Consider the following 12,875-nt stretch of genomic DNA (forward strand, 5'->3'; position numbering starts at 1 on the left):
TACTCTTTCACTCGGTCTAACTGAATCATTTACTTAAACGTCTGCACCACAGTTCCTTTACCCTCAGCCACGTGCACTACTGCATGCGCCCCGTTGATCAATGTCATCTGAGGAGGAACATGCCCACAATCGATATCGTAGACCACTGGTACTTGCAATTCTTGAGCTAGTTCCTGATACACATCTCCCACAGTATAGTTCTCAACAGGTCCATTTGCAGGACTTCTTCCAAACAAAACTCCCGATGTATTATCAAACCAACCTGCAAGCTTCATTTGTACCAATGCACGCCGAAGATCCGTCGTTTCCATATCGCAATTCTCAAAATACCAAATGATTGGCTCATCATTCAAAAATTTATCTCGGAAATTAGCAACGTCTCCAAATGGAGTTCCGACGATATTGCGAATAATATCGATACAGCCGCCCAATAAGCGCCCTTTAATATGAACGGCTTCGTCTGAAGTCGTCTTCCACTTAGTTGGCTCAGTTAAGTCATAAATACAAGGCGTTGGATTGGCATGATCCCACTTCAACTGATAGTTCTCAGACGAATGTTGCTCCACCGTCTCTCCTTGCCTTGTCATCAATACTTTCTTCCACATAGCTGTCGTTTCATCTGAATACTCTCCTCGTAAATCAACAAGATTCACTCCATGTGCAGTCGCAATACCTGTTTTCAAAGTTATCGCAAACAACAAGAGACTCGTGTCCGAATATCCAAGAACCCATTTTGCAGGCAGGGCATCAAAATCAATGTGCTCAAGAATCTCAATGAGTAGCTCGCCTCCCCATGGCGGTAAAATCATATCAATCTCAGGATTTTGCATCATCGACGTGAATTCCGCAGCACGCTCTCTAGCAGGTGCAGATTTTGCTTTGTCTTGCGTCCAAGCCGTGTCTCCCGTTACAAGCACGTGCCCTTCTCTCTCAAAACGTTCTTTTGCGGAATGGATCAGATGGTGAAGCTCTTTTTCAACTCCAGATGATGGCGAAGTCACACCGATTGTGGCGTGATCGACTAAATTTGGATACTTGATCACTCGAATTCCTCCTTCAATGTCTTGCGATAATGAAAGTAACTTCTTACAAATTTAAAGAGCAGCAGTACCCAAAAAGCAATTACTATCTGCAGCACCACATGTAAAAATGTGAGCGACCCATCTCCATCACTTGGAAGTGTAAAAATCTCTGGTGATAGTCCAAACAGCAAAATCGTCTTTCATGCGAAATCCCCCTTATACCGCTTTTTGTTGGCATGGAGTTCATCCAATCGGTCGAACTCCAATTGCAAAATCTGCTTGCCGATATCCGTCACTTCATAAATCGTTTTGCGCTTTTCGTCCGCATACACTGTAATCATGTCGTCATCCTGCATCTTTGTCAGCGTCCCGTAAATCGTTCCGGACCCGAGCTTGAGGCGCCCAGAAGTCATCTCTTCTACTTGTTTGATGATCCCGTAACCATGCCGAGGTTCTGTCAAAGCAAGCAAGATATAAAATGCTGACTCTGTCATAGGTAAGTATCGTTTCACCCGTTTATCCATTTTATTGCCTACCTTCACTATGTCGTAGCTCGACTATATCACGACGCGACATAGTGAGGCAACCTTTTTTTGTAAATAAAAAAGCCCACAAATTATTTGTGGACTCTTGCTCATTATTTCACAACCAAAACTGGCGCCTTTACACGTTTCACAACTTTATGACTCACACTACCTAATACCATTTCTTGTAGGGAGTTTAGGCCTCTACTACCGATTATGACCAAATCAACATTTTGGCTATTTGCATAGTCGACAAGTGTTGGACCAGGATCACCATGTAAGACTTTCACCTCATACACTATCTTTTCACGTTGCAATAATTCTTCAATCACACGCATCTTTTGGCGTCTCTTATAATCAAGGGACTCTCGACTTTCTGCGTGCAAAACATCTTGCTTCGCTTTTGCAAAGTCAGCTACCACTACCACTTCGATTAATTCTGCCCCTTGCCTAGCCATCAGTAATGCATGTTGCGCAGCACGAACAGAATTCTCCGAACCATCAGCTGCTAAAACAATATGTTTATACATATGCGACATCTCCTTTGATTAATGTGTCGACAACTTAGCACTCGCTTGGTCATAAATCGCAAGTTTCTCTACTATCTTCCGACTTGAAGCATTTAATCCTTTTAACACAACTTCATTTTGATTCTGACGAAGCTTCATCACTACTTTATCGATTGCACCAACTGCTGAATCATCCCATACATGGGATTCCGTGAAATCAATGTAGATAGTTCTTTCGCGTTCCGTCAAATCAATCCCTGCTACAAAATCTTCAACAGATGCAAAAAATAACTGACCTCGAACTGAATTGTGAATGTCTTCTCCTGATAATGCTTTCTCAACTTGTAACTTCGAGATCTTCGCCACGAAAAAGATGGCACTTAAGAGTACCCCTGCGAAAACACCTTTTGATAAATCATGTGTAATCACGACAATCCCTACTGTCGCAACCATAACAATCGCATCTGTACGTGGTGCTTTTTTCAGATATTTGAAGGAACCCCAATCAAATGTACCAATCGATACCATAATCATGATTCCAACAAGCACTGGCATAGGAATCTGCACGACAAGATCTCCTACTACGATAATCAAGAACATCAAAAGTGCTCCAGCAACAAATGTCGAAAGCCGGCCGCGCCCTCCACTTTTTACGTTTATAACGGATTGGCCGATCATAGCACAGCCCGCCATACCCCCAAAGAAACCTGTCACGAAGTTGGCAATTCCTTGTCCACGGGACTCTTTATTTTTATCGCTTCCCGTATCTGTCATATCATCAACAATTTGAGCAGTTAATAGAGACTCTAACAATCCAACTATTGAAAGTGCGAGTGCATACGGAAAAATGATTTGAAGTGTCTCAAATGTATATGGAACGTCTGGAATAAAGAAGCTCGGAAGTGTTTGAGAAATGTTTCCAAGATCCCCAACTGTTCGAAGCTCGATACCAGAGAAAATCACCAGTGCAGTCAAAGCCACAATAGCAATCAGCGGTGCGGGAATCGCTGTAAAGAAGCGCGGCAAGATGTATACGATTGCTAAAGTAATAGCCACAAATACGTATGTCATTGTGCTAATCCCTAAAAAGTGTGGCACTTGTGCCATAAATATTAAGATGGCTAATGCATTCACAAATCCAATCATCACCGCACGTGGGACAAAACGCATCACCTTCGCCACTTTAAAGACACCAAATAGAATCTGTATGATACCTGTTAAAATCGTCGCTGCTAATAAATAATCTAATCCATAGTCGCGAACTAGTGGTACCATCAATAGCGCCATTGCACCAGTCGCAGCTGAAATCATTCCCGGTCTGCCCCCGACAAATGCGATAATCACTGCTATACTAAAAGATGCGTAAAGCCCAACCATCGGGTCAACGCCTGCAATAATTGAGAACGCTATTGCTTCTGGAATGAGGGCCAACGCCACGACGATTCCAGCTAATATATCGGCTCGGACATTTCCGAACCATTCTTGTTTAAGTTTCGCTATCACGTACTACACCTCTTCATGTTTCAAATGATTGAATTAGTGTAGCATTTCGAGTTCCAAAAAGGAACCCTTTTGAACCAATTGATTTCCTCTCTGAAAGGATGACTCCTATGAAATACGGCTATATTCGTTCACTTCCCGGTGAAAAAGACACTTCTCAACAAGTAGCTCTACTTTCAACTATCCAAATTGACCAGCTCTTCACAGAAGAATCGTATCGTCTAAACGATCAACTCGCAGAGATGATCGACCTTTTAGAAGAAGGAGATCAGGTCTATACAAGCTCGTTGACAACATTCGCACAATCTCTAAACCAATTGCGTGCATTACTTGAAACGTTTACAAAGAAAAAAGTGTCTCTTCACTTTGTAACGGAAAGTATCCAAATCGACCGACCGCTTATCCACTCATTCAGCGATATCGTTCACTTGCTTGCTCTCTTCCAAACAGAATCTACCAGCCTCATGACAAAGGCTGCGATGGAAGAAGCAAAGGAGCGAGGAGTTGCCACGGGTCGGCCACGAAAAAAAGACGCCAATGTGAACCGAGCAATTGAACTTTACACAAGTGGTGAGTACACACTTAAGCAAATCAAAGAAATGACCAATATCAGTAAATCTACACTGTACCGTTATTTGAATGAAGACTATTAAAAAAAGAGAGGCCGCGGCCTCTCTTTTGCTTATCCTTCTAAAACAGTTTCAGCGATATTGACATGGAAAGCCGAGAGAACTCTCTCGGCTACTGTTTAGTTTCCTGTTTTCGCAAATTCTTCAATGCGCTCGCCAATCGCGTCACGCACATCTTGGAAAACGGCCCATACTTCTTCGTCCGTCCCTGTCGCTTTCGCAGGATCTGGGAATCCCCAGTGCTCACGGCGAACAGATGGTGGAGTCATCGGGCACTTATCTGCTGCGTCCCCGCATAGTGTAACAGCAATTGTTGCACGGTTCAACAAATCTGGGTCAATGATATCAGAAGTGTGTGTCGAAATATCGACGCCCACCTCTTCCATTGCTTTGATTGCCTTAGGATTCACACCATGTGCTTCTATTCCTGCGCTGTATACTTCCCATTCACTGCTATCTAAATACTTCTTTGCCCAACCGTCGGCCATCTGGCTGCGGCATGAATTTCCTGTACATAAAAAGTAGATGATTTTCTTTTCCATCTTGAACACTCCTCTTAGTAGATGATTAGTAACCAAATATAAAGTCCAACTAGTGTTATGAATAGCGTTGGAATCGTTAGAATGATTCCGACTTTAAAGTAAGTACCCCAAGAGATTTTGACACCTTTCAAGCTCAACACGTGCAACCACAATAATGTCGCAAGAGAACCGATTGGTGTGATTTTTGGTCCTAAATCCGAACCAATCACATTTGCGTAGATCAATGCTTCGCGCACAATTCCAGTTGTGTTCGTGTCTGCGATCGCGAGTGCATTAATCATTACAGTTGGCATGTTGTTCATAACAGACGATAAAATCGCAGCGATGAAGCCCATTCCGATTGTCGCAGCAAATAGTCCTTGGTCAGCTGTCCACTGAATCACATCCGTCAAAACAGCCGTTAATCCTGCATTACGTAGACCATAGACAACTACATACATTCCGATCGAGAAGAATACGATAGCCCATGGTGCACCTTTAATAACAGCTTTTGTATGAACTGCTGGACTGCGGCGCGCCAGGATCAAGAAAACTATAGCTATAGTTCCTGCTACAAACGAAACAGGAATGTGTAATGGCTCACTAGCAAAGTATCCAACAAGTAATACGGCAAGCACTACCCATGAGATGCGAAACATGCGGTGATCTTTGATAGCCTCAACTGGTTGTTTGAGATCTGACATATTGTAGTTCTTTGGCAAATCTTTTCGGAAGAACAAGTACAGTACGAGAATACTCGCACCCAATGAGAAAAAGTTCGGAACAATCATGCGGCTTGCGTATTCAATAAAACCAATGCCAAAGAAATCTGCTGATACAATGTTTACCAAGTTACTGATGACGAGTGGTAGTGATGTCGTATCTGCAATAAATCCACTTGCCATAATAAATGGAAAGATCATCTTTTCTTCAAATTTCAAATTTCGGACCATCGCAAGAACAATTGGAGTCAAAATAAGCGCTGCCCCATCATTCGCAAATAACGCTGCAACAACGGCACCAAGAAGAATTACATAAATGAACATACGCAGACCATTTCCGCCTGCTATGCGGGCCATATGTAACGCTGCCCATTCAAAGAATCCGATTTCATCTAGAATGAGCGAAATCAAAATTAATGCAACAAAGGTAAGTGTTGCATTCCATACAATAGAAGTTACATCTTGGACATCGCCAAAATCAACGACTCCAACAAGTAAAGCAAGGATGGCTCCAACAGTTGCGGACCACCCGATGGACAACCCTTTTGGTTGCCAAATAACAAAAAGCAGCGTCACCAAGAAGATGAGCGCTGCAGCAATGGCTAAAAACACGGATAGGCTCCTCTCTAATTACAGCTAACGCGTAACCCTTTTTTCGTTAGTTCATCGAGGCGAGCGGATTGGCTAGATACTGCGTCTAATACAGTTTCAAGCATCTCTGCATGAGGATAGTCTGGATTAAGAGAATAGAAAATCCAGTGGCCGTTTCGCTTCTCGTGAACGAGCCCTCCATCTTTTAACTTTTTCAAATGTTGACTAATGGCCGGTTGGCTGATGTCGAACATTTCCACGAACTCACACACACAACATTGTGCTGTCTGCATAACCTTTAACATCGTAAGGCGAGTTGGATCGCTGATCAGTTTTAGAAGTTGGGACATATGGTCAATCGATAACTGATGGTGAATTGTTTGCATAGGTAAAACCTCCATCTAAAGAAATTATATAATCGCATACTTATATTAGTCAACACTTATTTTAATAGTGATTGATTCCCTATCATAATGCTCTTATTATATGAAATTATCAAGTCCCAAATTTACGTTTTATATATATAAGAAGGAAATGTGACAAAATGCGTCACTATTCTATAAAAAAGTCGCCCACTGTGGAGTAGTGAGCGACCTTTTGTTTAGTTCTTTACTTTACGTAATTTCTCTAATACCACTTGCACATCGCATCCTACTTGGAAATCGTAGAGCTCGGCTGGTTGGCCGTCTACCGCTGCTACAAATGCATCTAGAAGTTCATCTGCACGAACGTTGTCTTCAAGTGGATACGATGTTATGTCTTCACCGATTTTACCCACTGTGAGGTTGGAATAGTTCGAGAGTTTTACAGTCCCTTCTGTGCCGTACGCAGATAACTCGATGTCTTGGCTATATGCGCCGGCTGTTCCCGCAATCCCGTTAAAGTAGATTTTTGCTCCAGAAACCAGTTGCATCGTCGCGACAATCCCTGTTTCGGATAGAGTGGGATCTTCGGGAAGTTCTAAATCGGACGTAACCTCTGTGATAGGTCCAAATGTACGCAAAATCTGTTGAACGAGGTGACCTGCAACTTCAAAGACAAATCCACCTTGCTCACGTGTGCTGATCCAACTATTTTGCTGACGAGGACGCGGCCAATTCGGAAATTCCATGCGAAGCTCTACGCGGCGTAATTTCCCTACGTAGTTTTCATGCATCAATTTTTCAAATTGACGTGTCCCCTCTTCATAATTCAGTGGGAAGTTCATCGCATTCACGACGCCTTTTTGTTGCGCGAGTTTCAATAGGTCCGCTGCTTCCTCTACAGAATTGGCAAGCGGCTTTTCACATAAAATATGTAATCCTTTTTGAAGTACAGCAGTTGCTACTTCATGATGCCACTTTGGAGGAACTGCCACATACACGATATCGAGTTCTTCGGTGTCTAACAGCTCTTGATGCGAAGTATAGGCTGTTGTTTGGAAGTTTTCTGCTAAAAATTGAACGCGTTCTTTATTTACATCACATATACCGTTTATTTGTAAACGAGGATGATTCATAAAACTGTTCATCATACGCTCTGCCATCATCCCTGTTCCGATGACGCCAATCTTTAGTTGCTTTGTCATAGAGAATCGTTCCCCTTCCTAAAGTTTCTTCACGAATTCAGATTTTAATTTCATTGCTCCAAAGCCATCAATTTTACAGTCGATGTTGTGATCCCCTTCCACTAATCGAATGGATTTAACCTTGGTCCCTTGCTTTAAAGTGGACGAGCTTCCTTTTACTTTCAGATCTTTGATGACGGTCACAGCGTCTCCATCTGTTAACAAATTTCCGTTCGCGTCTTTTGCGATGATGGATGTTTCAGTGTCCTCAGTCGTTTGAGTAGCTGACCACTCATGCGCACATTCTGGGCAGACAAGTAAGTCCCCATCTTCATATGTATAGGGTGATTGGCACTGGGGACAGGCAGGAAGATGCGTTGTCATGATGTGTAGACTCCTTTTTATTTCGTTTTACTAAGTGTAGCACACCGAGTCGCGGCCGGGGAGATGTCAATGTCCGCATAAACAGTTTCAATGTCCGCTAACACGGATTCAATGTCCGACACTCTGGCTCAATGTCCGCTAACATGGATTCAATGTCCGCATAACCCATTTCAATGTCCGCATAACCCATTTCAATGTCTGCGTAACCCCCCACCCACAAAAAAAGAGCCGCAAAAGCGGCCCAATTCGTCTTTTATGCTTGTAAAGCTTGCTCTAAATCTTCTAAAAGGTCCTCAACGTCTTCAATTCCGACACTGATACGAACCAGTCCGTCGACAATTCCAAGTTCCGCGCGACGTTCTGCTGGAATCGACGCGTGGGTCATGCGAGCTGGAACAGAAATCAAACTCTCTACTGCGCCAAGGCTCTCTGCTAACGTGAAATAGCGGAGTTTTGCTAACACTTCATCTGCTTTTTCAGCAGAGCCGACATCAAACGAAATCATGCCGCCAAAACCACGTGATTGTCCGGCCATCGTCTCGCGACCCGGATGAGCTGCTAAGCCAGGATAATAGACTTTGCCTACTTTTTCGTGCGCATCAAGGTACTCTGCGATTTTTTGAGCGCTCGTGATGTGTTCTTCCATACGTAGACCTAGTGTCTTGATTCCGCGAATCAATAACCAAGAATCTTGTGGCCCCAAAATAGCACCAACCGAGTTTTGTACGAAATGCATATCTTGTGCAAGCTCTGGTGTATTTACAACGACTAATCCTGCGACGACATCACTGTGACCGCCGAGATACTTTGTCGCGCTATGCAATACAATGTCTGCTCCAAGTTCGAGCGGCTTCTGCAAGTAAGGTGTCATAAATGTATTGTCGACAATCGTCACTAAATCTTTTGATTTCGCAAGTTCTGTCAACGCACGCACATCAGAAACTTTCAATAACGGATTCGTCGGTGTCTCGATGAATAAAGCTTTTGTATTCGGCTTGATGGCTGCTTCCACTTCTTCCAAAGAAGATGTATCCACAAAGGTTACATCTAAACCAAAGCGGTTCAACACTTTCGTCAACACGCGGTAAGTCCCACCGTACACATCATCTGTTGCCACGATATGATCACCTGATGAGAACAACATCATCACCGATGTGATGGCTGCCATCCCTGAACCAAATGCAAATCCTGCGTGTCCGCTCTCTAAATCTTTGATTAACTCTTCTAAAGCATGGCGCGTCGGGTTGCCTGTTCGTGAATACTCATAGCCATTGAACTTGCCAACTGCTTCTTGCTTATACGTGCTCACTTGATAAATTGGTGTGGAAACCGCTCCAGTCGTAGCGTCTCCTACGATTCCTGCATGGATCAACTTCGTTTTTTCACGCATGTGAATCCTCCTCTTTCCATAGTTCGTATACATCCTTGCTTAAATACCTCTCACTCGAATCGGCAAACACGGTCGCAATCACACTGCCTTCAGGAAGTGTTTCAGCTTCTTTTAAAGCTGCCGCAAACGCAGCTCCTGCTGAAGATCCCACAAGCAATCCTTCTTGCTTTGCCAGTTCACGCATCCAGTAGAATGCTTCCTTGTCCGTGATGGTATAAATGCCTTCCATATACTCTTCTTTCATGAAAGGTGGCAAAAATTCCATGCCAATACCTTCTGTGTCATGGGGACCACTTTTTCCGCCGTTCAATATGGAACCCTCTGGCTCGACAATCACCGTGCGAATCGCCGAATCTTGCTGCTTCAAGTAAGTGGCAACGCCCATAAAGGTTCCACCTGACCCACCACCAGCTACAAACGCGTCGATTTTACCATCAAGTGCCTCATAAATTTCTGGCCCCATTGTATCGATATATGCTGCTGGGTTTGCTGGATTTTCGAACTGTCCTGGCACAAAACTCCCTGGAATTTCTGACGCCAGCGCATGTGCTTTGGCAATAGCGCCTTTCATTCCTTCTGAAGTCGGTGTGTTTACAAGTTCGGCCCCAAGTGCCTTCATCAATTTTTGCTTTTCAATGCTGAATTTTTCAGGAACGACACAGATGACACGAAATCCTCTTCCGATTGCCGCAAGTGCCAACCCAATCCCTGTGTTTCCTGCTGTCGGTTCGATAACCGTTCCACCAGGTGTTAACTTTCCACGTTGTTCCGCATCACGCAATAAGGCAATGCCAAGACGGTCCTTGACACTGCCTCCCGGATTCATATATTCCAGCTTTGCCACGATGCGACAGTTGTTGGGAACGGCAATTTGAGAAATCTCAAAGAGCGGTGTATTCCCAATCAATTGGTGCACGTGTGTGTAAATCATGCCTCTTCGCCATCCTTAAAAACGATGTGCCATGCATCTTTTTTCGCTAACATGTCCCGTGCAATCTCTTGCGCGCCTTCTAATGAATGATTCGCTGCCCAGCCGCACTGAACGACGTTGCATGCAGGTACTTCCGTTGCTTTCAACACATCTTCCAGTGTGTTCTCAAGAATCGTCAATACTTCATCATAGTTATCATGGTTAATTACAGATAGGTAAAATCCTGTTTGACATCCCATCGGACTTAAGTCGACCACTTTGTCTGTATGATTGCGGATATTTTCAGCCATCAAGTGCTCTAAAGAGTGAAGACCCTTCATTTCCATGAATTCTTCATTCGGCTGTTTGAAACGAATATCGTATTTCAGAACTGTATCGCCTGCTTGACCTGACTTTGTCCCCGCAAGACGCACGTAAGGCGCATCGACTTTCGTGTGATCTAAATTAAAGCTTTCTACATTCATTTGTTTCATTGTGTAGTTCCTCCTTTAGTGGCATCCATGAGCCAAACGTAATCGTTCATCTGCGTGAACGTCACGCCAAAGCCCGCTTGTTCAAATAAGCTCGTGAGCACTGGAATCGTTGTGTAATACTCACGCTCCAAGTCTTCAGCAACCGCTACATAGCCTCGTGCCTTCTCTTTTAAAATCTGCGCTTGTTTTGCGTCTTCCGAAGAAAACACCGTGTCTGCAAAGACCACTTTTCCACCGACTGGCAGCAGTTCAGCATAGCGTTTAAGTGCTTCGCCTTTTTCAGCATCCGTTAAGTGATGAAACACGTAACTGCTGATGAAGCCGTCTACTTGGCCTTCGGGAGTCACAAATTCTAAAAGGTCTCCCTCTTGCGCTTCAAGTTGTGGAAAACGATTTTGAAAGAGTGCGCGCATCTTATCATGAGGTTCTACTGGTAGTACTTCGACACCCTTCTCTAAAACCCTTTTTGTTAAATTGCCTGTCCCAGGTCCAAATTCAATTACAGTGCCGTGTACACGCTGTGCAACAGCTTCTAAAATTTCTTCATATCGGAAAAATACATCCGCATACTGTGGATCTTGTCCACTCACACTTGCATCGTATTGGTCAGCCCATTCATCAAAAATGTGTAAAAATTCTTTCCCCACGTTCGTGCTCCCCATCCTAAATATAATTATTCCTAGTTGAATACTATGAATATTTATATCATATATTGTTGAAATTTAAAAGTGAAACGTATGGAAAACAAAAAACTCACGAACGGCGAAGTTCGTGAGTTCCTATCAGGAGTAAAATGCCCCATTGTAAATCTCGTCGCCAGCCTTGTCCGCAAGCTCCGGAATCCACAAACGAGCATAGTCCCCTTTTTCATCGTAATCAAGCCCCTGTTTCGTCACATTGAATTTCCGACCGACGCGCGGGTCGTTTCCAACACCTGCGACATACATCCAATTGCCATAATTACTGGCAGTATCGTAATCAATGAGCCAAGATTCAAACCAAGCAGCGCCTAAACGCTAATCTAAATTTAGATCATGGACCAAATAACTCGCTGCGTTCTGACGACAGCGGTTCGACATAAAACCTGTAGCCTTCAGTTCGCGCATAGCAGCATCCACTAATGGAGCTCCTGTTCTTCCTTCTGCCCATTTCGCAAAGTCAAGGGGATCACGCCGCGTAGAGATTCGACGTCCGTTCAATCCTCGGCTACTGAAGATTTTCTCCTTGAACTTTCGGTGGACAAGTTTGAAGTAGTCTCGCCAAAGCAATTCAAACACGACCCAGTACGTACTTTGGTTAGCGCTATACTCTCGTTCATACCTCTTGATATGCCAGTAGATCATTCGAGGTGATAAGCATCCAAGTGCTAAATAAGGTGATAGCTTTGTAGAGTCGTTCCATGCTATCAACCCGTTGCGTGTTTCTTTGTACGTATCAATCGCACGTGTTCCAAACGTAAAGTCATGGAGTCTAGCGAGTCCTGCTTTGGTTCCACCCTTAAAGCCATCTGGAGGAGGCTGTACCCAATTTTCTTTAGAATGGTGATCGGGCTTTGTGAAATGTGCAATCGGTGGATATGCCGGATGCACCTGTAGCTGATTCTCGACCATCTTTCGAAATGGACTAAAGGTTTTTGGTAACTCTTCCAGTGCAAACGGTAAGTCATCTGGATGGATTAAATGGTCACCAATGAACGATTCGATTTCAACGTCAGGAAGTGCTGCGCGAACTTGTTGTTCGGACTCTCGTTCCTCTGTACCTACGCTGTCATGGAAATACAACTTATTGACATGATGAAGTTTTGCATAGTTCTTCAACTCTACTCCACTTTCACCATGAAGTTCGTCCAAAGGAATTCCAGCTTCCTGCAATTGACTCTTTAAATCATCTAGACTTTCACGAATAAACTCCGCGCGAAACGAGCGCTGTTTTGGAAATCCATACTCATTTTTTTGTTGTAAGCGTGGTTCATGACAGTATACTGCACGAACTGGTTGTCTTGTGGACACTGCTTTCATCAAAGGTTCATGATCTGATGTGCGCAGATCGGTACGAAACCATACAACTGTTGTAGACATGTCAATCCCTCGCTTCCAGTTAACGTTTTACAAACTTTATACAGTAATTATACAA

14 protein-coding genes and 1 pseudogene are annotated in these 12,875 nt (G+C 43.7%); 1 reads left to right on the plus strand and 14 read right to left on the minus strand.

The window, feature by feature from the left end:
• Positions 1-29: 29 nt before the first annotated feature.
• From ACF3OH_RS12820 to ACF3OH_RS12835, 4 genes are all read right to left on the minus strand, one after another.
• Entirely contained in the window at positions 30-1,043 is a 1,014-nt protein-coding gene (locus ACF3OH_RS12820; protein WP_392455004.1) for a S66 peptidase family protein, read from the minus strand.
• A 179-nt stretch (positions 1,044-1,222) separates the two neighbouring features.
• Entirely contained in the window at positions 1,223-1,546 is a 324-nt protein-coding gene (locus ACF3OH_RS12825) for a PadR family transcriptional regulator (protein ID WP_392455006.1), read from the minus strand.
• Positions 1,547-1,659: 113 nt separating this feature from the next.
• Positions 1,660-2,076 (minus strand): universal stress protein, encoded by a 417-nt coding sequence (locus ACF3OH_RS12830; RefSeq protein ID WP_392455008.1) that lies wholly within the window; start codon positions 2,074-2,076, stop codon positions 1,660-1,662.
• Between the two features lie 18 nt (positions 2,077-2,094).
• Positions 2,095-3,558, minus strand: a complete 1,464-nt coding sequence (locus tag ACF3OH_RS12835; RefSeq protein WP_392455009.1) for a SulP family inorganic anion transporter — start codon at positions 3,556-3,558, stop codon at positions 2,095-2,097.
• 107 nt (positions 3,559-3,665) lie between these two features.
• On the opposite strand from ACF3OH_RS12835, the gene ACF3OH_RS12840 reads away from it, so the two are divergent.
• A complete protein-coding gene (locus tag ACF3OH_RS12840) occupies positions 3,666-4,208 on the plus strand; it encodes a recombinase family protein (protein WP_392455010.1) in 543 nt (180 codons plus the stop codon).
• 95 nt (positions 4,209-4,303) lie between these two features.
• Here the strand turns inward: ACF3OH_RS12840 and arsC are convergent, their stop codons facing one another.
• The 10 genes and pseudogenes from arsC to ACF3OH_RS12890 form a co-directional block, all read right to left on the minus strand.
• The gene (gene arsC / locus ACF3OH_RS12845; RefSeq protein WP_392455011.1) at positions 4,304-4,726 is read right to left on the minus strand and encodes an arsenate reductase (thioredoxin); all 423 of its coding nucleotides are present in this window, start codon (positions 4,724-4,726) and stop codon (positions 4,304-4,306) included.
• Between the two features lie 14 nt (positions 4,727-4,740).
• On the minus strand, positions 4,741-6,039 hold the full coding sequence (locus tag ACF3OH_RS12850) for an arsenic transporter (RefSeq protein ID WP_392455012.1): 1,299 nt from the start codon (positions 6,037-6,039) through the stop codon (positions 4,741-4,743).
• Between the two features lie 14 nt (positions 6,040-6,053).
• Positions 6,054-6,404 (minus strand): ArsR/SmtB family transcription factor, encoded by a 351-nt coding sequence (locus tag ACF3OH_RS12855; RefSeq protein ID WP_392455014.1) that lies wholly within the window; start codon positions 6,402-6,404, stop codon positions 6,054-6,056.
• Positions 6,405-6,619: 215 nt separating this feature from the next.
• Positions 6,620-7,585 (minus strand): Gfo/Idh/MocA family protein, encoded by a 966-nt coding sequence (locus ACF3OH_RS12860; protein WP_392455016.1) that lies wholly within the window; start codon positions 7,583-7,585, stop codon positions 6,620-6,622.
• Positions 7,586-7,603: 18 nt separating this feature from the next.
• Positions 7,604-7,948: a zinc ribbon domain-containing protein YjdM gene (locus tag ACF3OH_RS12865; protein ID WP_392455017.1), complete on the minus strand. Its 345-nt coding sequence runs from the start codon at positions 7,946-7,948 to the stop codon at positions 7,604-7,606.
• Between the two features lie 253 nt (positions 7,949-8,201).
• A complete protein-coding gene (locus tag ACF3OH_RS12870; protein ID WP_392455019.1) occupies positions 8,202-9,338 on the minus strand; it encodes a bifunctional cystathionine gamma-lyase/homocysteine desulfhydrase in 1,137 nt (378 codons plus the stop codon).
• Entirely contained in the window at positions 9,331-10,269 is a 939-nt protein-coding gene (locus ACF3OH_RS12875; RefSeq protein WP_392455020.1) for a PLP-dependent cysteine synthase family protein, read from the minus strand. The genes ACF3OH_RS12870 and ACF3OH_RS12875 overlap by 8 nt, the downstream gene beginning before the upstream one ends.
• Positions 10,266-10,742, minus strand: a complete 477-nt coding sequence (locus tag ACF3OH_RS12880) for an S-ribosylhomocysteine lyase (protein WP_392455021.1) — start codon at positions 10,740-10,742, stop codon at positions 10,266-10,268. Before ACF3OH_RS12880 ends, ACF3OH_RS12875 begins: the two co-directional genes overlap by 4 nt.
• On the minus strand, positions 10,739-11,389 hold the full coding sequence (locus ACF3OH_RS12885) for a class I SAM-dependent methyltransferase (RefSeq protein WP_204589941.1): 651 nt from the start codon (positions 11,387-11,389) through the stop codon (positions 10,739-10,741). Before ACF3OH_RS12885 ends, ACF3OH_RS12880 begins: the two co-directional genes overlap by 4 nt.
• Before the next feature lie 135 nt (positions 11,390-11,524).
• Positions 11,525-12,820, minus strand: a pseudogene (locus ACF3OH_RS12890) (DASH family cryptochrome).
• Positions 12,821-12,875 lie beyond the last annotated feature (55 nt).

The sequence above is a fragment of the Chryseomicrobium aureum genome (assembly GCF_043182735.1).
Lineage (GTDB): Bacteria > Bacillota > Bacilli > Bacillales_A > Planococcaceae > Chryseomicrobium > Chryseomicrobium aureum.